General features: G+C 42.0%; 16 protein-coding genes and 1 tRNA gene. 10 read left to right on the forward strand and 7 right to left on the reverse strand.

All coding sequences use genetic code 11. The annotated features are described in order from the left end of the window. Nucleotides 1-11 precede the first annotated feature (11 nt). The 5 genes from ACTCNA_RS02915 (at nucleotide 12) to ACTCNA_RS02935 (ending at nucleotide 5,209) form a co-directional block, all read left to right on the forward strand. Entirely contained in the window at nucleotides 12-1,232 is a 1,221-nt protein-coding gene (locus ACTCNA_RS02915; protein ID WP_462946401.1) for an efflux RND transporter periplasmic adaptor subunit, read from the forward strand. Nucleotides 1,233-1,288: 56 nt separating this feature from the next. Next, a complete protein-coding gene (locus ACTCNA_RS02920) occupies nucleotides 1,289-2,041 on the forward strand; it encodes an ABC transporter ATP-binding protein (protein WP_462946402.1) in 753 nt (250 codons plus the stop codon). A 79-nt stretch (nucleotides 2,042-2,120) separates the two neighbouring features. Then, on the forward strand, nucleotides 2,121-3,341 hold the full coding sequence (locus ACTCNA_RS02925; protein WP_462946403.1) for an ABC transporter permease: 1,221 nt from the start codon (nucleotides 2,121-2,123) through the stop codon (nucleotides 3,339-3,341). Between the two features lie 58 nt (nucleotides 3,342-3,399). Further along, nucleotides 3,400-4,524: a sensor histidine kinase gene (locus ACTCNA_RS02930; RefSeq protein ID WP_462946404.1), complete on the forward strand. Its 1,125-nt coding sequence runs from the start codon at nucleotides 3,400-3,402 to the stop codon at nucleotides 4,522-4,524. Further along, nucleotides 4,490-5,209, forward strand: a complete 720-nt coding sequence (locus ACTCNA_RS02935; protein WP_462946405.1) for a LytR/AlgR family response regulator transcription factor — start codon at nucleotides 4,490-4,492, stop codon at nucleotides 5,207-5,209. Before ACTCNA_RS02930 ends, ACTCNA_RS02935 begins: the two co-directional genes overlap by 35 nt. A gap of 165 nt (nucleotides 5,210-5,374) precedes the next feature. On the opposite strand, the gene ACTCNA_RS02940 is transcribed toward ACTCNA_RS02935, so the two are convergent. Next, nucleotides 5,375-6,112, reverse strand: a complete 738-nt coding sequence (locus ACTCNA_RS02940) for a LytR/AlgR family response regulator transcription factor (protein ID WP_462946406.1) — start codon at nucleotides 6,110-6,112, stop codon at nucleotides 5,375-5,377. 1,129 nt (nucleotides 6,113-7,241) lie between these two features. Here ACTCNA_RS02940 and ACTCNA_RS02945 point away from each other — a divergent pair. Next, nucleotides 7,242-7,451 carry a hypothetical protein gene (locus ACTCNA_RS02945; RefSeq protein WP_462946407.1) on the forward strand — a complete coding sequence of 70 codons (210 nt, stop codon included), beginning with the start codon at nucleotides 7,242-7,244 and terminating at the stop codon, nucleotides 7,449-7,451. Continuing rightward, nucleotides 7,444-7,806 (forward strand): PIN domain-containing protein, encoded by a 363-nt coding sequence (locus ACTCNA_RS02950; protein WP_462946408.1) that lies wholly within the window; start codon nucleotides 7,444-7,446, stop codon nucleotides 7,804-7,806. The genes ACTCNA_RS02945 and ACTCNA_RS02950 overlap by 8 nt, the downstream gene beginning before the upstream one ends. A gap of 327 nt (nucleotides 7,807-8,133) precedes the next feature. Here the strand turns inward: ACTCNA_RS02950 and ACTCNA_RS02955 are convergent. Together ACTCNA_RS02955 and ACTCNA_RS02960 are read right to left on the reverse strand one after the other, a co-directional pair. After that, nucleotides 8,134-8,219 (reverse strand) — tRNA-Leu (locus ACTCNA_RS02955). An 82-nt stretch (nucleotides 8,220-8,301) separates the two neighbouring features. Continuing rightward, entirely contained in the window at nucleotides 8,302-8,628 is a 327-nt protein-coding gene (locus tag ACTCNA_RS02960) for a hypothetical protein (protein ID WP_462946409.1), read from the reverse strand. 183 nt (nucleotides 8,629-8,811) lie between these two features. Here ACTCNA_RS02960 and purL point away from each other — a divergent pair, with 183 nt between their 5' ends. Beyond that, nucleotides 8,812-12,498: a phosphoribosylformylglycinamidine synthase gene (gene purL / locus ACTCNA_RS02965; RefSeq protein WP_462946410.1), complete on the forward strand. Its 3,687-nt coding sequence runs from the start codon at nucleotides 8,812-8,814 to the stop codon at nucleotides 12,496-12,498. Between the two features lie 51 nt (nucleotides 12,499-12,549). Here the strand turns inward: purL and ACTCNA_RS02970 are convergent, their stop codons facing one another. Then, on the reverse strand, nucleotides 12,550-13,026 hold the full coding sequence (locus ACTCNA_RS02970) for a c-type cytochrome (protein ID WP_462946411.1): 477 nt from the start codon (nucleotides 13,024-13,026) through the stop codon (nucleotides 12,550-12,552). A 12-nt stretch (nucleotides 13,027-13,038) separates the two neighbouring features. Continuing rightward, a complete protein-coding gene (locus ACTCNA_RS02975; protein WP_462946412.1) occupies nucleotides 13,039-14,313 on the reverse strand; it encodes a PQQ-dependent sugar dehydrogenase in 1,275 nt (424 codons plus the stop codon). Nucleotides 14,314-14,453: 140 nt separating this feature from the next. Here ACTCNA_RS02975 and ACTCNA_RS02980 point away from each other — a divergent pair, with 140 nt between their 5' ends. Then, on the forward strand, nucleotides 14,454-15,467 hold the full coding sequence (locus ACTCNA_RS02980; protein WP_462946413.1) for a GntR family transcriptional regulator: 1,014 nt from the start codon (nucleotides 14,454-14,456) through the stop codon (nucleotides 15,465-15,467). A gap of 71 nt (nucleotides 15,468-15,538) precedes the next feature. Here ACTCNA_RS02980 and ACTCNA_RS02985 read toward each other — a convergent pair whose 3' ends face one another. Both ACTCNA_RS02985 and ACTCNA_RS02990 read right to left on the reverse strand, forming a co-directional pair. Beyond that, nucleotides 15,539-16,834, reverse strand: a complete 1,296-nt coding sequence (locus tag ACTCNA_RS02985; protein ID WP_462946414.1) for a Gfo/Idh/MocA family protein — start codon at nucleotides 16,832-16,834, stop codon at nucleotides 15,539-15,541. Between the two features lie 48 nt (nucleotides 16,835-16,882). Further along, nucleotides 16,883-17,860: a formylglycine-generating enzyme family protein gene (locus tag ACTCNA_RS02990; RefSeq protein ID WP_462946415.1), complete on the reverse strand. Its 978-nt coding sequence runs from the start codon at nucleotides 17,858-17,860 to the stop codon at nucleotides 16,883-16,885. A 168-nt stretch (nucleotides 17,861-18,028) separates the two neighbouring features. Between ACTCNA_RS02990 and ACTCNA_RS02995 the strand changes: the two genes are divergently transcribed. After that, nucleotides 18,029-19,045, forward strand: a complete 1,017-nt coding sequence (locus ACTCNA_RS02995; RefSeq protein WP_462946416.1) for a right-handed parallel beta-helix repeat-containing protein — start codon at nucleotides 18,029-18,031, stop codon at nucleotides 19,043-19,045. The last annotated feature ends 2 nt before the right edge of the window (nucleotides 19,046-19,047 follow it).

Here is a 19,047-nt window from a genome sequence, read left to right on the forward strand (position 1 = left end):
AAATTAATACCATGAAAAAGAAAACACTTATCATCATCGTTTCAATTGCTGTTGTCCTGGTTGCAGCATTCCTGATCCTCCGCCCGAAAAAATTGAGCTCAGACAAAATTAATGTTGAAACAGCAAAAGCTGAAAAAGGGTCAGTTAGCAAAACCGTAACAGCAACCGGAACACTTGAAGCAATTACAACAGTTGAGGTTGGTACTCAGGTGTCTGGGATTATTGAAAATATTTATGTCGATTTTAATTCCTATGTTAAAAAAGGACAATTGCTGGCCAGAATAGACACAACAAATTTAGCCGCAGCCATGGAACAAAGCCAGGCAACGCTTGACAATGCAAATGCCGAACTGGAATATCAGCAGGCTAATTACGACCGTTTGGCACCTCTGAACAAGAAAAAACTGATTTCCCAGAATGATTACGATCAGGCTGTTTATAACCTGAACAAAGCAAGGGCCAACTACAACAGCGCTCTTGCACAACACAAAAAAAACAAAATAAACCTTGATTATGCGTTTATTTACTCTCCCATCGATGGGATTGTTTTGAACCGTGCAGTAGAAGAAGGACAAACCGTAGCTGCAAGTTTTAACACTCCGACCCTTTTTACCATTGCCAACGACCTGACACGAATGAAAGTTGAGGCTGATGTGGATGAGGCCGATATCGGGCAGGTAAAAGAGGGCCAACGCGTAGAATTCACGGTTGATGCCTATCCTGACATTTTTTTCGACGGAGAAGTAACCGAAGTAAGGATCGAACCGACAGAAACCAATAATGTAATCACTTACACCATTATTATTGCAGCGCCTAATCCTGATTATAAATTAATGCCTGGCATGACTGCAGAAACCGAGATATTTGTCGTTGAGAAAAATGATGTTCTGGTAGTGCCCAGCAAAGCCCTCCGCTTTTCGCCCGATATGAACCTGATTGCAAGTTATATGGGAGGAAAAAACGGATCATCACAAAATAAAGAATTGAAGAATATGACTGCAATGGGGGCTGGAAATGAAAACGGGGGAAATGTCATCTGGGTTAAAAAAGATTCTGTCATTCGGCCTGTGCAGGTAGAAGTTGGCATGAACAATGACATTAATGTTGAAATTATTAACGGACTGAATCAGGGTGATGAGGTCATCCTGGCAATGGAAGAAATATCGGACAAACCCGTACAAGGGCAGACAAGAAATCCACTTATGCCTGGACCACCGGGAGATAGAGATTAATGTTGAATGAAACGGAAACAGAAAGTAATGATTGGAAACATTCAAATTCAGAAAAGATGAACAAAGCAATTATAGAAGTAAAAGGGTTAAAAAAAGATTATCACGTTGGGGAGATGACCGTTCATGCCTTGCGGAAAGTTGATATGAGCATTTCATCAGGAGATTTTGTGGCCATCATGGGAGCAAGCGGCTCCGGCAAATCAACCATGTTAAATATTCTTGGCTGCCTAGATAAACCAACTGAAGGCGAATACCTTCTCGACGATGTAAACATGCGGGACCTGAATAAAAATCAGTTGGCTGGATTACGAAATACAAAACTGGGATTTATTTTTCAGTCGTACAACCTGCTGCCACGAACCACCGCACTTGAAAACGTTGAACTCCCTTTGTTCTATAATCCAAAAGTTGGCTCCAAAGAAAGAAAGGAGCGGGCAATGGAAGCACTCAATCAGGTAGGGCTTGCCGACAGGTTTTATCACATGCCCAATCAGCTTTCCGGCGGACAGCAACAGCGGGTGGCCATTGCACGTTCGCTGGTCAATGATCCGGTGGTCATTCTGTCCGATGAAGCCACTGGAAACCTGGATACACGTACTTCTTATGAAATAATGGAACTGTTTCAGAAACTGAATGACAATGGTAAAACAATCGTTTTTGTAACACATGAACCTGATATTGCAAAGTTTACGAAACGAAACATCGTTTTTCGTGATGGCCGCATTCAAAAAGTAACAGAAGTCTTGAAACGAAACCATGCCACAGAAATGATTAAAGCATTGCCGGCAGAAGAAGAATCAGAGTCATAAAAATTACCTTTAATGAAACAACTGGTGATTCTGGATGATTTCCGTCTTAAGTAATAGAATAACGAACAATTTTAATAAAATGAATTTCACAAATCTGACAAAAATAGCGGCAAATGCACTGAAAAGAAATAAATTCAGGGCATTCCTTACCATGCTTGGAATAATTATCGGTGTAGGTTCGGTCATTGGAATGCTTTCCATTGGGGAGAGTTCAAAACAGAGCATCCAGGAAGAGATGTCGAGCATGGGAACCAACATGATTTTTATTACTCCTGGAGACCAGGAGCGTGGAGGGATTGTAATGGGAAATACCAACGCGAATACATTGAAACTTGACGATGTTGAGAAGATAAAAAAAGAGGCTCTTTACATTTCTGCCATTTCGCCTGTAGTCAGTTCAAGCGGACAAGCTATTAATGGAAATAAAAACTGGCCAACAACCATTTATGGCACCAACTCCGATTATCTGGGCATACGAAAATTTGAACTTAAAGACGGCCGGCTATTTAAAGACAGGGAGATTAAAACCCTTGCAAAAGTCTGTTTAATCGGGCAGACAGTAGTTGAAAACCTGTTTGAAGAAGGCGTGGATCCTATCGGGCAAACCATTCGTTTCGGAGATATCCCACTAAAGGTAATTGGTGTATTGGAAGAAAAAGGAGAAAATGCCATGGGAATGGATCAGGACGATATGCTGATTGCCCCGTATTCATCTGTACAACGGAGAATTCTGGCTATTAATTACATTCAGTCAATTTATATGTCGGCTGAAAGTGAAGAATTGTCAGATGAAGCTATGGATGAAGTTGAGAACATTTTACGCCGGTCACATGATATCAGGGAGGGCGATGAAAACGATTTTGAAGTACGATCGCAGTCAGAGATGATTAACATGTTCTCGAACGTAACCAGCATATTAACCATGCTCCTGGGGGCAGTGGCAGGTATATCTCTATTGGTAGGCGGCATCGGGATTATGAATATCATGTTTGTATCTGTCACCGAACGTACCCGCGAAATTGGGCTGAGAATGTCGGTTGGTGGCCGGGGAATGGATATCCTCACACAGTTTCTCATTGAAGCCATTTTGCTGAGTGTGTTTGGCGGTTTAATCGGAATTTTATTCGGAATTCTTATTTCTTATGTGGCTACTTCGTTGCTTGGTTATTCTATGGTAATAATGGGTAAGGCAATTTTTATCGCTTTCCTGGTTTGTACGGTCATTGGTGTTTTCTTTGGATGGTATCCTGCACGAAAAGCAGCCAGACTGAATCCAATCGATGCTTTGCGTCATGAGTAATAAACAACATTTTGAAAGTGAGAGTTTTTATTACCTTTGAATGAATACTTACTTACAAATGGAAAAATCAGATCTGAAAAATAAATCCCTGCCGGTTATCCTTCACGTTTTGGCATGGCTGGTACTCATTATCTTACCTCAGTTAATCATTAACCGGTACTGGGGTAATAACAATTTCATTGCCTGGGGTTTTTACATCAATGCTGCCATCTACGGTATCATATTTTATGTTAATTATTTATGGTTGGTGCCGCGGTTTTATTTCAAAGAAAAAAATGCAGCCTATTTTTTTTATGCGTTGGTTACCATCGTCATATTTTACCTGGTACTAATTTTTTTAAACCGACTCACACATGACCCGGAGAGAGAAAAACAGATGGCCGAAGTTTTTGAGAAGCTGGCTGAAAATGAGGTGATTCCGCGTCCTCCATTTCGACAGTTGCAAACCTATTATTTTGCACTAATCTCTGTTATAATTACAGGGTTTTCAGTTGGTCTGCGGGTGATTGAAAAACACTCGGCCAGCGAAAAGAGGCAAAAAGAACTGGAAAAGGAAAAGTTGAATTCAGAACTGGCATTTTTGAAAAACCAGGTAAGTCCGCATTTCTTTTTTAACACGCTAAATAACATTTATTCACTCATAGCCGTCGATATAGAAAGTGCACAACAAGCAGTTTTGAAGTTGTCGAAACTCATGCGATACCTTTTGTATGAGTCGGAAAACAATCAAACGCGGTTAGCTGATGAAATTATTTTCATGAAACACTATATTGACCTGATGAAACTAAGGCTCTCTTCCAAAGTCAGTCTCCTGATAAATTTACCTGAAAATAACACTGATATCACCATTCCGCCACTGTTGTTTATACCTTTTATTGAAAACGCCTTTAAACACGGTATCAGTTATCGCGATAAATCGTTCATCCATATTTCCCTGACGCATGAGGATGAAAAGCTTTATTTCTCTTGTGTCAACAGTATCGGGAAAAAACACGAGGAAACTATACATCAGGCACACTCAGGAATCGGGATCGAAAATGTAAAAAAACGGCTGAACCTTCTGTTTCCTGACAATCATAAACTGGAAATAGATAAAACGGATAATGAGTTTAAAACGTCACTTGAAATCGATTTAAAGAATCAGTACAATGGACAAGCTGCGAACAATAGTTATCGACGATGAACCGCTCGCCCAACAACTGGTTGAGGGCTACATTTCAAAAACACCTTTCCTGAGCCGGGTAGTTTCATTTGACAATCCGCTGGATGCCATCGAATTTCTTGAAGATGAGCAGGTTGACCTGATTTTTCTCGACATTCACATGCCCGACCTTTCGGGAATTGAATTCACACGTGTGCTGGATAACCGGCCCAAAATAATATTCACCACTGCTTATGAGAAATATGCACTCGAGGGATTTAAACTGGAGGCAGTCGATTATTTGCTTAAACCCTTTAATTACGAAGAGTTTTTGGCGGCCGCAAAAAAAGCTGAAAAAATTATCCATCTTGAAAAATCAGCAAGTCATCAGATTGAAGCCAACAATGATTTCTTGTTTTTAAAGTCGGAGTACAAAATCAGGCGAATCAACTTTAACGAGATAAAATACATTGAAGGACTGAAAGATTATGTAAAAGTTTATTCTCAAAATGAACCCAAGCCCATACTTTCTCTAAACTCTTTAAAATCGCTGGAGGCCAAACTGCCTGCCAAAAGATTTATGCGTGTGCACCGCTCTTATATTGTCAACCTCGAAAAAATAGATACTATTGAGCGCAGCCGGATTGTATTCGGAAAAACGTACATCCCGGTGAGTGACCAATACAAAGAAAAGTTCCAGGAATTTCTGAACAAAAATTTCCTGTAAGCAAAAATTGTAAAAAACTTCCTATTTAGTGTCAGTGCGTATGTTACAAAAATTTGGGCGAAGTATTAATGGTTTTTCGCCGGAATCAGTTTATGTTATTTGTGAACAGGCATTTTTTTAAAAGACAGAAAATCGATTTTGATATTGCCTTAACTGACACCAAAATCAAACAACCATATTCTCCTGTAATCGGGTAAGAAAGAAATTTTTATAACTTTCACCGAGAGGAATTCTGGTGTTCGCGATAAATACTTGAGTTTTACTGATTGAGGAAATGTGCTCTATTGAAATAATAAACGACTTATGCACTCTCGAAAATCGTGAGCTGGGAAGGACATTGGCAAACTTTTTCAATGAATTTCTGACTATATAAGGTTTAATATTTTTAGTTGTAAAAATTTTAATATAATCCTTGAGGCCTTCTATATACAGAATTTCATCCACATTAATTTTTGTAATCCCATTGTCGGTTTTTGTTAATATGAAATTGTCGTATGAGTTAATTACAGGCTGGTCAATAATTTTGAAATTATCAGATCTGATTTTTCGCAATTCAAAAATTTCATTCGCCTTCTGAACTGCTTGCATAAATCGCTCCAGTTTAAGGGGTTTAACCAGGTAATCAACTGCATCGATGTTAAAAGCATCGGCTGCGCTGCTTACATCAGAAGAAGTAAAAATTAGCATCGGCCTGTTAATCAAACTTTTTGCGAATTCAATACCTGGGATCGATGCCAGTTTGGTATCAATAAAAATCAGGTCAATGTTCTCTGCCTGGATCTTATTTATCGCATCACCCGGAGTTAAACATGACGAACGTAGCCGCAACTGGGGCATTTGTTTAATAAGTTCAATAAGCTGACTCTGATCTGAGATACTGCCGTTTAATATGATACAATCCATAATTTCTCTCTTCTTGTTTTCCGAAGCCGATTTAATAATGAATACAGGTGAAACAAGATTTACCCTACTTTTTTATCCATTTTTTAAAACAGATTTTACTGACATCTTTTTGTATGTAACAGGTTCAGATACCTCATATTCAGCATTGAGGTTATACCGGGCATAATCATCCTGCATAACAATATGAACATCACCCGGTTCCTTTCGTGTAGATAGTGTTACCAGGCAAATTGCCATCCAGATATTTCCTTCATCGGTTAAAACCAGTGGTGTAAGTTTATGGTTTGGTAATGAACCACAAACCTGTTAACGGTAGCAAAAAAGGTAACCCCTTTAACCTTGTGTTTTATAACATGTTTAATAAATGTTGACATGAAGTATCGGGTATTGTTGAGGATTCGTGATATATGATTTTTGTCATGTTTTTTTTGTGAATATTTTGCTTTAAATTTATTGCAGGTTAATCAAAACATTACCAGCACTAAATCAGGATTTAAAAATGCGTAGTTTATTTTTACCCGACATAGCACCCACCGGAACCAAACCCCTTAAAATTTTAACTGCTTCAAAGAATAATAACTCCACGCCAGATTATTGGTTGGTTGGCCGACAATTATTTATGCCTTTTTTTGTACCCTTATGGTACATGTTTGTAAAATTGATTTGAATAATGAACTGAAGAATAAACAATCTTAACAGTATGGAAATTATTAAAACCCAAAGCCTGCTGGTAGTAGATGATATGGAAAAATACAGGAATCTTAATAAAAGAAGAATTGAAAATAGCCGGTAACTGCCGGCCCAACAAAAAAACCTGCAGGCCGGAACCGGGGGCCGGCAGCAAGAAAAATAGCACCCGGAGAAACAGGGAACTCAATCAATACTGAGGGGGCGGAGCTGTGAAAAGACGGAACTATGCTGAAATAATGGAACGCACCCACCGGGAAGATAACGGGATTTTAAAAAAATGGTTTTCTTCCATGTTTTACCGCATCATTAATAAACTTTCAACGGTAAAATTCCGGCACAGCGCCTCCGATTTTTTTCTTGTATCGAGGCAGGTGGCCGATAATTTAAGGACAAATAAAATAATTAGGGAATGTTGTAATTTAAACTGAAAAAAGAGATAATGATAGTAGAAAGACAAAATAACGAAATAATTGTCCGGTTCAAAGCCGGAATAAAAGCATCGAAAATACAACCTATCCTCGATTATTTGAAATATGAAGAACTGACCCTAAATTCTGACGCTGACAATAACGATGTTGACAGACTGTTAAAAAAGATCAAAAAGGGAAGGTGGGAGAGAATCCAAAAAGAGATTGGTTGGGATGACTAAGATTGTTGTCGACTCATATATAATTTTCAGTGCTATTTTAAACACAAACAGCCGGGTTGCACAAATTATTATCAATGGAACCAGATATTATAAATTCTTTGCCCCGCAGTACGTCAGGCACGAAATTTTCGAACATAAGGATAAACTAAAGAAAACAGCAAAGCTCTCAAATGATGAATTTGTCAATATCTACGAACTTATTATCAGGAATATTACCATCTTAAATCATACACTTGTGCCAAAAAGAAATTATCAACAAGCGATGGAAATTTGTGAATCCATTGATATTGATGATACTGCATTTGTTGCTGTTGCCAGTTATGTTGGTGGAAATCTTTGGACAGGCGATAAGTAATTAATAAAAGGGTTGATTGATAAAAATTTTAAACGTTTGGTAACGACTGATGAATTATATCTTGATTTTATTCAGAAAACAGGTACTAAATAAAATAGTTGTTTTGTATTAGCATAAAAAACCTTTTCTGGAGAAAGAAAGATAATTTATATTATTAACGATTTCAACAACCTCGTTTCGCGCAAAAACAAACCGCTAACGGTTCGTACCTACCTGAAGGCGTTCAACCCAAAAATTATTCCGATAACTTTAAACAATACCCTCGTTAAAATAACGCCTGATTAAAACAAAAGCCGCTAATTAACAGGAAATTAGCGGCTTTTGGTGTGCCCAGGACAAGAATCGAACTTGCACGGCCTAAAACGGCCACAAGGCCCTCAACCTTGCGTGTCTACCAATTCCACCACCTGGGCAAATAATTTTTTCAAAAAACGCGACTGCAAAACTATAAAATTTCTTTTAATCAAAACCGTTTTCTTGAAAAATGTTACTGCCTTACCGCTCATATTCTTCTTCGAAACGGGTTTTTACGATGGTGCCGTTTTTTATCGTAAAATAATAGCGCTCGGTTTTGGTCACTTTTGGAGTGATAATCGGGTCGAGTGTTAATTGTCCCTGGCCTATTTCCGTACTTTCCAGTTCTTCGGTTTTTTCAAAAATATAAATTTTTTCACCTTCCGTTTCAATTATTGTGGTTGGTTCTCCAAATGTTTGTTCTGCTGCCGAAATGGGCTTGTCAACAAACGCTTTGCGGAGTTGCCGCTGCGTACCGCACGAAACTGAAACAATGAATATCAGGATGATAAAAACTATCTTCTTCATGAATAATTTTTTTCCAAAGTAACCAGAAATTTTTTACCTGAAGAGCTGATTTAAATAATTTTAACTATTTGGGTGTTGAAAACAAATGATTTCTTGACATTCAGGCAGGCCTGCTGCTTTTGAATATTTTTTATCTTTGTCGCGTGTTATGCAACATGTTCATTATCAAAAATTAGCCGCAACATGATTCAATTTTTTAAAACTTCAGGCGAAAGTATAATCGCTGTCGATGTCATTCTTCCATTAAGTCAGAACGACATTGAGAAATTAACCTGGCTGTTTTCGGAAGCCAAATACATCAGGGAGGAAAAACTGGAGGGCTGGTTTGCAGGCCCCCGGAAAGAGATGCTCACCCCATGGAGCACCAATGCCGTGGAAATTACCCAAAACATGGGAATTAAGGGGATTGTGCGCATCGAGGAATTTTTCGCTGTTGAAGATGAAAATGCTGAATTCGACCCGATGTTGCAGGCCATCTATAACAACCTGGATCAACACATTTTTATTATCGATAAGCAACCCGATCCTATTTTGGAAATTGATGATATTGCAGCCTATAATGAACAGGAAGGACTTGCACTGAGCGCCGAAGAAGTTGATTACCTCAATTCTGTGTCGAAAGCAATGGGGCGCCCACTGACCGACAGCGAAGTTTACGGATTTGCACAAGTAAATTCGGAGCACTGCCGCCACAAAATATTTAACGGCACGTTTATCATCGACGGGAAAGAGATGAAATCTTCACTTTTTCAGATGATTAAAAAGACATCGAAAGAAAACCCCAATAAAATTGTTTCGGCTTACAAAGACAACTGTTCGTTTGTGCAGGGGCCGGTGGCACAGCAGTTCGCGCCCAAAACGCAGGATAACTCAGATTATTTTGAAGTAAAAGATGTTGAAACCGTGCTTTCACTGAAAGCCGAAACACATAATTTTCCTACCACGGTAGAACCTTTTAATGGTGCATCGACCGGAACCGGAGGTGAAATTCGCGACCGGATGGGCGGGGGAAAAGGTAGTTTCCCGGTGGCCGGAACTGCAGTTTACATGACTTCCTATCCACGCACCGAAGCCGAACGTCCGTGGGAGCAGGCAACCGAAGAGCGCGACTGGTTGTACCAGACTCCTGAAGAAATATTAATCAAGGCTTCAAATGGTGCCAGCGATTTTGGAAACAAATTCGGGCAGCCGCTCATCGCCGGTTCGGTGTTGACTTTCGAACATTTTGAAGCATTCAAAAAATACGGCTACGATAAAGTAATTATGCTGGCCGGTGGCATCGGTCACGGCAATAAAAAAGACAGCCTTAAAGACGATCCTGAAAAAGGAGATAAAGTGATTTTATTAGGCGGCGATAATTACCGCATCGGAATGGGCGGGGGCGCTGTTTCGTCGGTGGCAACCGGCGAATTTGAAAATGCCATTGAACTGAACGCCGTGCAACGCGCCAACCCGGAAATGCAAAAACGCGTTTACAATGCCATTCGCGCGCTGGGAGAATCGGATAACAATCCGATTATTTCGATTCACGACCACGGGGCTGGGGGACACCTGAACTGTCTTTCTGAATTGGTTGAAACAACCGGCGGTAAAATTGATACGGCAAAGTTACCAGTGGGCGATCCCACGCTTTCGCAAAAAGAAATAATCGGGAACGAATCGCAGGAGCGAATGGGGCTTGTAATGCAACCCGAAAATGTGAAATTGCTGAAACGCATTTCGGAACGTGAGCGGGCACCAATGTATGAAATAGGAGAGACCACCGGCGATATGCAGTTTACTTTTGAAAACTCGAAAACCGGCGAAAAACCCATCGACTGGCAACTGGGTTACATGTTTGGGAACCCTCCAAAAACAGTGTTGGAAGATACAAGCGAAAATCCTGATTTTGAGGATTTGCAATACAATCCGGATGAAATAAATTTGCTGGTTGAAAATGTGATTCAACTGGAATCGGTTGCTTGCAAAGATTGGCTTACCAACAAAGTCGATCGTTCGGTAACCGGCCGGATTGCCAAACAACAGGGAGCCGGGAAATTGCATTTACCGCTGAATAACGTGGGTGTCATCACGCTCGATTACCAGGGAAAGGCGGGGATTGCCACCTCAATCGGTCATGCACCGGTGGCGGGATTGGTGGATGCACCCGGCGGTTCAATTTTGTCGATTGCAGAAGCACTCACAAATATTATCTGGACACCAATGACCGATAAAATCCGCAGCGTTTCATTGAGTGCCAACTGGATGTGGCCGGCGAAAAATCCGGGAGAAAATGCACGGATTTACCACGCCGTGGAAGCTGCCAGTGATTTTGCCTGCGCGCTGGGTATCAATATTCCGACCGGAAAAGATTCCATGTCGATGACCCAGAAATACAAAGACGATGTGGTTTACGCTCCCGGAACAGTTATTATCTCTGCTTCGGGCGAAGTTTCGGATGTGCGGAAAACAGTGGAACCGGTGTTGGTAAACGACGAATCAAAGGAAATTCTTTTTATCGATTTTTCATTCACTGAACGCGCTTTGGGCGGAAGTGCTTTTGCGCAGTCAGTTAACAAAATAGGGAAGAAAGCCCCCAATGTAACCAATCCCGGAAAATTTGTTGCGGCTTTTAATACCGTTCAAAAATTAATCGAGGAGGAGCTGATTCTGGCCGGTCACGATATTGGTTCTGGCGGTTTGATTACCTCTTTGCTCGAACTTTGTTTCAGCGGTAACAAGGGAGGAATGAAAGTTAATCTTGATGGATTTGATGAACAGGATGCTGTAAAAATTCTATTTAGTGAAAATCCGGGAATCATCATTCAATGCGCTGATAATGAAAAAGTAAAAGAACAACTAATAGAAAATGAAGTGGGTTTTATTTTGCTTGGCAATTCGGTTCCTTACCGGAAAGTGAGAATATCACATTCAGGAAATGAAACCGATTGTGATATCGATTCGCTGCGTGATTTGTGGTTCAAAACTTCGTATCTGCTCGACCGGAAACAGAGTGGAAAAGACCTGGCGCTCGAACGTTTCAAAAATTACAAAAAGTTTGAACTGGATTACGATTTCCGCGGTTTTTCAGGCGTTGCAGCCGATTTTGGAATCAATATGGACCGTCGCGAAAAATCGGGAATTAAAGCCGCCATCATCCGCGAAAAAGGAGTGAACGGCGATCGCGAAATGGCTTACGCGATGTACCTTGCCGGAATGGATGTGAAAGACGTGCACATGACCGATTTAATTGCCGGGCGCGAAACGCTCGAAGACATTAATATGATTGTTTTCGTGGGTGGATTTTCCAACTCCGATGTACTCGGTTCGGCCAAAGGCTGGGCCGGCGCATTCAAATACAACGAGAAAGCGCGCATCGCACTCGAAAATTTTTACAAACGCGAAGATACGCTCAGCCTGGGCGTTTGCAACGGCTGCCAGCTTATGGTGGAACTCGATTTGGTTTACCCTGAGCACAGCATCAAACCGCGCATGGAACACAACGAGTCGCACAAATTTGAATCGGCATTTTTGAATGTAGATATTTTGGAGAACCAATCGGTGATGCTGGGCAACATGGAAGGCATGAAACTGGGAATTTGGGTGGCACACGGTGAGGGTAAATTTTACCTGCCTTTCAACGAAATGGAATACCACATCCCAATGAAATACAGCCACGATGAATACCCGGCAAATCCAAATGGTTCACATTTTTCAACCGCAGCAATTTGCTCAAAAGACGGCCGCCACCTGGCCATGATGCCCCACCTTGAAAGAGCGTTTGTTCCGTGGCAGTGGGCCAATTATCCCGCCGACCGGAAAAAAGATGAGATTGCCCCGTGGATTCAGGCTTTTGTGAATGCCAGGGATTGGATTTTTGAGAAATTATAATATCAATATTGCAGGCCGAAATGAAATGTTAACCGGCCTGCAATAAATTTTTCAAGAGTCATTCCGTACTTTTTGTACCTCTTCTTTGGTCACTCCTGAGGCGTTGTTGCTAAAACTTTTCCGTATGTAAGTCAGCACATCGGCAATTTGTTTGTCCGACAAATGGGAGTGCGGCGGCATGAGGCTGTTGTAAACTTCCCCCTTTACTTTAATTTTTCCCGACAATCCTTCCAACGTAATTTTTATCAGCCGTTCTTTGTCGCCTGTAACCCAATCGGTGTCAATTAACGGTGGGTGCATCCCCGGAACTCCTGAACCATCGGCCATGTGGCAGGCCAGACATACAGAGTTGTACACCTTTTTCCCGGGATGACCGGACATGTCATTCGAAGTTGATTTTTTTTCAACCGTTGCCTTCCGGGAGGTTGGTTCTGTCGGTTCTGATTGTTGCTGGCCTGAGTTGCCTTTAACGCCACAGGCACTTAAAGCAACAGCCAGTAGCAAAACTGCAATTTTGTTGATTTTCATTTTTTTCATTTTTTATGAATGGATAATTCTCCAGACTTTTCCTTTGTTACTGTCAACTACGTAAAGCGAACCATCGGGGCCTTGTGCCAGTCCGCAAGGCCTGTACTCCGCGTCGCTTGTGCTGTTAACTGGTTCTGTGCCTGCAAATCCGTCGGCAAAAATTTCCCAGTCGCCCGACGGATTTTCCCCATCAAATGGAACGGAAACGACAAAAAATCCTTTCTGTGGCTCCGGTGCCCGGTTCCACGACCCGTGAAAAGCGATGAATGCCCCGTTCTTATATTTTTCGGGAAACATATCTCCGGTATAGAAAAGCAAATCGTTGGGTGCCATGTGACCAGGAAAGGCCATGATGGGGTCCTTTTTGTTTTCGCAACGTTCACGGGCTGTTTTGTCTCCCCCGTATTCGGGAGCAAGAACTTTACTGTCCTGAAGCTGGTCATAGTAGCAATAGGGCCAGCCAAAATCGGATCCTTCGGTTACCAGGAAAAATTCCTCTGCCGGAAGTTCTGCACTTTCTTCGGTGGTGTACATTTCCGGAAAAAACTGGTGCAGTTGATCCCGGCCATGCTGAACGGCATACAATTCACCCACCTGCTTGTTCCACCGCGTGGCAACGGCATGCCTGATTCCTGTTGCGTAACGTTCGCCATCTTCCAAATAGTGCTGGTTTAACATGTTTTCATCTACCTTCCATATTCCTCCGGCATAATCAAGAATAGGACATGGATCCATTCCCGGTGAGCCTTTGGTACGCATTTGTTCCATGCAGGCGTTTGACGGGGCACCAACAGTTACATACATGTTTCCTTGTCCGTCAAACTCTATTGGTTTGGCTTCGTGCTGGCCTTCCTGTGGAAACCCGCGGGCAATAAGTTCCCACGAATTGCCGGGTTTCAGCTCGCCTTCCTGCATTGGGTAACGCACTACCGCACTGTCGGTGCCAAAATAGAGGTATCCGTTGTGGAGCTTGATACCGGTACCTGTATGTTCTCCGGCATATTCAATAATATCGGCTTTCCCGTTGCCCGAAGTATCGCGCAAACAGGCAATTCCCCTGTTGCCGTCGTTCTGGCGCAGCGAAACGTAAATGTCGCCGTTTTCGTTCACTTCAATATGCCGTCCCCGGCCTACGTTATCGGCCACTACCAGTGCCGAGAATCCTTCGGGTAAGGTCAGCCCGCCGTTGTCGCTGTCGGGAATGAGTGTGTGATTTTCTGTTGCATTTTCCTGCCCGCATGAAACAGCGAACAAGGTCAGTAAAACAAAGTATGCTAATTTTTTCATTGCACTAATGTTTAAGTTCAGTTAAATGAACGTTGTAACCCGGTAAAAAGTTCAGAAAAACCGGATTGTTTCTGTATCGGTTTTTTCCTGCTGGTTTAACTGAAAACTGTTTCTTATTTTTGCTGTCTATTGCAAAAATTATGAATGAATATTTGAAGATAAATCATGAGTCTGAGGTTCCGAAATACAAACAGGTCGTTGATCTGGTCATTTCTGATATTGAATCGGGCATTTTCAAACAGGGACAGCGCATTCCTTCGATAAATGAAACCAGCGAAGAGTTGTTGCTGTCGCGCGATACGGTTGAGAAAGCGTATGTTTTTTTGAAAAAGAAAGGCATTTTATCGTCGGTTCGCGGGAAAGGATATTATGTAAATCAAACCAACGTGAGCAGGCAGCTCAAAGTGGCATTGATTTTTAATAAACTCAGTAATTACAAGAGAAGTCTCTATTATTCTTTCATTGAAACCCTGGGGAGCAAAGCCAGCGTTGACGTTTTCATATACAATTACGATTTGGAACAGTTTGCCAAAATTATTGTCAACCATGTTTCCAATTATGATTATTACGTTATTCTGCCGCATTTTAAAGACGAAAATGCCGATGTTGCCGGTGTTATCAGAAAAATTCCGGGCGAAAAAGTATTACTGATAGACCGGAACCTCGATACCCTGAAAGATTATCCAATAGTTTACCAGGAATATGAAAAAGACATTGAAACAGCATTGGCTTGTGGAATTGAACTCATCCGGAAATATAAACAGCTGAACCTTGTTTTTCCGAAAAATCAGTATTATCCCAGGTACATAATGCGTGGGTTTCAGATTTTTTGCCAGGTTAATGAGCTGGAGTTTTCGATTATTGATGAGTTAAAAGAGATGGATTTAAGAAAAAATGAGGCGTATGTAATTGTTGCTGATGATGATTTATACCGTTTCATAAAAATTTTGCAAGCAAAAGGTTGGACCCCGGGCCACGATGTGGGGATAGTGGCCTATAACGACAATCCGGTGAAAGAAATTCTGGAGGGCGGAATAACCACCATTTCAACCAATCATGATGAAATTGGGAGAACAGCTGCCGAGATGATTCTCACGGGCAATTTCCGGCGGATTAAAAGTCCGTTTGAATTTATAAAAAGGAAATCATTATGATGTAAAGGTTTTTTGTTGGAATTAACCCTGAAAGTATATAAACCTTCAGGGTTAATATTTTCGATTTCATTTTAAAAATCAGTGTAATCCCATTTTCCGCGATATGGACGGCCCACCATAAGGTTAGCATAGTCGTCGCCAACAAACTTTTCTTTTTCAGGATTCCACAGGAGCGGACGCCCGAGTTCATAAGCAATGTTGGTAACGTTACAAACCGAAGCGGTGCGGTGACCGGTTTCAACATCCGAAATGGGTTTGGTGCGGTTTTTCATGGCATCCACCCAATCCTGGTAGTGATTATCGCTGAAATAAACCCGTTCATCGGTTTCTTTTAATTTCGCTTTTGCAAGATCCTTGTTGGGAAAAGTGCGCAAAAAGCTGCGGCTTACTTCAATCCGTCCTTCGGTTCCGATAAACTGTACGGCATTGAAATCGCCCTCGCCGCCCCACTGTTTGTGGTTCATTCTTACACCATTTTCATAAACCATTGTAAGTCCGCTGTCCTGTGTCGGGTCGGCAGGTGGTAAAAACTGCACGGGACCAGATTCGTCCATACCGAGTGCCCACTGGGCAATATCGAACATGTGGGCACCCCAGTCGGTTATCAGGCCGCCACCAAAGTTCCGGTAACCACGCCACCAGGCCCACGGGCCGTCGGTGCTGAGAGGTGCCAAATCTTCGTGGTAACCACGGTAAAGCGATGGGCCAACCCATTCGTTCCAGTCGAGCCCCTCGGGTACCGGTTGTGTGGGCAAATCGCACTGTTTTACAGGTTCTCCAACACTCACGTTAACTTCTTTTATTTCGCCAATATAACCGTTACGAACTAACTCGACGGCATGGCGGAAATCGCGCCACGAGCGTTGCATGTTGCCGGTTTGAAACACGCGGTCGTACTTGCGGGTAGCATTTACCATGGCACGGCCTTCGGCAACTGTAAGTGCCAGCGGTTTTTCGCAGTAGATATCTTTCCCGGCTTTGGCGGCATCAGCAGCTATTTGCGCGTGCCAGTGGTCGGGTGTAACAATTACCACGGCATCCACATCGCTGCGATCGAGTAATTCGCGGTAATAATGGTAGTTGTCCACTTTTACGTTCAGGCCTTTGTCCGTATTTTTTTTGTTGGCCGATTCGATGAATTTGTTCAGCTTGCTGTCAAAAACGTCGCAGGCAGCAACAACGGCTGTTTCTTTACAGCCGCCAATACCATTGAGCAGAGTGTAAACTTGTTTCCCGGTTCCAATGAATCCCAGGTTAATACGATCGTTGGCAGCAACAAATCCTTTTCCGCCCATTACATGGCGAGGAATAATGGTTACAGCTGCTGCGCCGGCAGCTGCTTTTCCAATAAAGTTTCTTCGGTTCATCTTTGTCATTTTTTAGATTTAAGTGATTTTATAATGATTTAAAAATTCTCAATTGTCTGCGCGATTGGCATTTTTGGCACACCGGAAACCGGTATTAAACAGCGATGTTTCGTGCGAGTTCATCGAGCGGCCACTCACAGAGAAACTGTCTTCGCCATTCTGGTCGAAGAAAAAGGAACCGCTCCGGATGACTTTAATATTTGAGTCTTCGCGGAATGGTTCATTGCTTCCGGGATAAGGTTTGTACGTGTCAGCGCACCATTGCCACACATTCCCCCCCATATCGGTTACTCCGGCTTCATTTTCGCCAAAAGCCCCCACGGGTGAAGTAAACAGGTAGCCGTCTTTGGCTTCGGGGGCATCCAGCGATCCCTGCCAGGTGTTGGCAAAATATTCCCCGTTTTCGGACACTTCATTACCCCAACTAAATTTTTCTCCTGAGTTTTCTCCGCTTCGTGCGGCATATTCCCATTCGGCTTCAGTGGGCAGTCGTTTGCCGGCCCATTTGGCATAAGCCACGGCATCGTTCCAGCTCACGTGGGTTACCGGGTGGTTGTCTTCAGCATCGGGGCCAGTTGGTCCGAAAGGTTTGTTCCATGTTGCACCGGGCAATAATTCCCAGTTTTGCTTTTCGAGGTTAAACACCCCGGAATCGCCGAATTTTTCAGCTTCGGTTTTATAGGCGGTAACCTCAATAAATTGCCTGAACTGTGCGACTGTAACGGGTGTTTTATCGATGTAAAATGGTTCAACCGTTACTTCATGGACCGGTGCTTCGTTTGGCAGTCCGTTTTCGGATCCCATCAAAAAGGAACCGCCTTCAAAATAGATCATTTCACTTTTGGGGGTGGTTACCTGCATTCCTGAACTGTTGCTGGTTTCCGTTGAATTTGGAGGTATTTCTGTTTCGCCATTTACCGGCTGCTGTTCCTGAATTTTTTCTTCAGTGTTTTTATCTTTTTCTGATTTTCCTCCCGAACAGGATAACAGAGTCAATACAATTGTGAATAAAAATAGTTGTTTCATTTTTTTAATGATTGCACCCGTAAAAATGGGAGTTTTTACGGATTCAGCAAAAAGAAATGCATTTTTTGATGAAAATTTACGATCTGAGCACTTTTTTTTACGTTTTGATAATTCTTATACTACCTGAAATTGTATTTTAGAACATTCTTTATAACAAAAAAAATAACCATGAAAAAATTTACTTTTATTCCTTTCTTAATTGCTTGCGCACTATTTGTAAATGCTCAAAAAGTGGCCTTGCACGGCTCATCAGGTGTACAACATTTTACAGGGACCAGTGCATTTGTTTCCGCCTACGATGAATCTGTTTCAGGAGATACCATTTATTTGCCCGGCGGCGGCTTTACTGCTCCGGCGAATATCGACAAAATGTTATTGGTTTTTGGGGCCGGACATTATCCCGACTCCACCCAGGCTACGGCCAAAACATTTATCATCGGGAATATTACACTTTCCGATAATGCTGACGGATTTCGCCTGGAAGGTGCAGATATTAACGGCAGTATTCTTTTCGACAACAATGAAGCCGTTGATAATGTAATTATTAAGTATTGCAAAATTCTGGGCGACTTGAAAGTTCAGGGGGACTTAACGAATCCCACACTCAACCTAACTATTATAAACTGTGTGTTCTCAGGCTCTTATTTTATTCTTTCAAATGCCCAAAATGCCGGGGTGTTCAATTCAGTGATTCAAGGAAGGATACAATACAGTTATGGCAATTTGTTTGAAAACAATATCCTGATGTATTCTTACGGTGGTTCTACAGGCTACTACACTTTTTCGGGCGACAACAATACATGTAATAACAATATTTTCTTAAACGCCAGTGGCAGGTACTTTTCAGGAGTTTCCAATCAAATTAAGAACAATATTTTTATTACTACGGCAAACTTAGGCACTACACCCATTGAATCCGGCAACTACTATTCTGTTGCCCAGAATACTATTTTTATCAACCAGACAGGAAACGCTTTTAGTTATGAACACAATTACCACCTGCAATCACGGGATACCTATTTAGGCATTGACAATACCGAAGTTGGCCTTTACGGAGGAACACATGGCTACAAAGAGGGTGCGGTGCCGTCCAACCCGCATATTCAGATACAAAACATTGCCACCACCACCGATGCCGATGGTATCTTAAACGTACAGATTAAAGCAGCCGCTCAAGACCAGTAGTT

Source organism: Tangfeifania sp. (assembly GCF_055108615.1).

Excerpts from the sequence above, each read along its gene's own strand:
- ACTCNA_RS02945 (WP_462946407.1), top strand. The coding sequence starts at position 7,242 with ATGATAGTAGAAAGACAAAATAACGAAATAATTGTCCGGTTCAAAGCC.
- ACTCNA_RS02990 (WP_462946415.1), bottom strand. The coding sequence starts at position 17,860 with ATGAAACAACTATTTTTATTCACAATTGTATTGACTCTGTTATCCTGT.
- ACTCNA_RS02970 (WP_462946411.1), bottom strand. The coding sequence starts at position 13,026 with ATGAAAATCAACAAAATTGCAGTTTTGCTACTGGCTGTTGCTTTAAGT.
- ACTCNA_RS02975 (WP_462946412.1), bottom strand. The coding sequence starts at position 14,313 with ATGAAAAAATTAGCATACTTTGTTTTACTGACCTTGTTCGCTGTTTCA.
- ACTCNA_RS02935 (WP_462946405.1), top strand. The coding sequence starts at position 4,490 with ATGGACAAGCTGCGAACAATAGTTATCGACGATGAACCGCTCGCCCAA.
- ACTCNA_RS02925 (WP_462946403.1), top strand. The coding sequence starts at position 2,121 with ATGAATTTCACAAATCTGACAAAAATAGCGGCAAATGCACTGAAAAGA.
- ACTCNA_RS02950 (WP_462946408.1), top strand. The coding sequence starts at position 7,444 with ATGACTAAGATTGTTGTCGACTCATATATAATTTTCAGTGCTATTTTA.
- ACTCNA_RS02985 (WP_462946414.1), bottom strand. The coding sequence starts at position 16,834 with ATGAACCGAAGAAACTTTATTGGAAAAGCAGCTGCCGGCGCAGCAGCT.
- ACTCNA_RS02940 (WP_462946406.1), bottom strand. The coding sequence starts at position 6,112 with ATGGATTGTATCATATTAAACGGCAGTATCTCAGATCAGAGTCAGCTT.
- ACTCNA_RS02980 (WP_462946413.1), top strand. The coding sequence starts at position 14,454 with ATGAATGAATATTTGAAGATAAATCATGAGTCTGAGGTTCCGAAATAC.
- ACTCNA_RS02920 (WP_462946402.1), top strand. The coding sequence starts at position 1,289 with ATGAACAAAGCAATTATAGAAGTAAAAGGGTTAAAAAAAGATTATCAC.
- ACTCNA_RS02930 (WP_462946404.1), top strand. The coding sequence starts at position 3,400 with ATGGAAAAATCAGATCTGAAAAATAAATCCCTGCCGGTTATCCTTCAC.
- ACTCNA_RS02960 (WP_462946409.1), bottom strand. The coding sequence starts at position 8,628 with ATGAAGAAGATAGTTTTTATCATCCTGATATTCATTGTTTCAGTTTCG.
- ACTCNA_RS02995 (WP_462946416.1), top strand. The coding sequence starts at position 18,029 with ATGAAAAAATTTACTTTTATTCCTTTCTTAATTGCTTGCGCACTATTT.
- purL (WP_462946410.1), top strand. The coding sequence starts at position 8,812 with ATGATTCAATTTTTTAAAACTTCAGGCGAAAGTATAATCGCTGTCGAT.
- ACTCNA_RS02915 (WP_462946401.1), top strand. The coding sequence starts at position 12 with ATGAAAAAGAAAACACTTATCATCATCGTTTCAATTGCTGTTGTCCTG.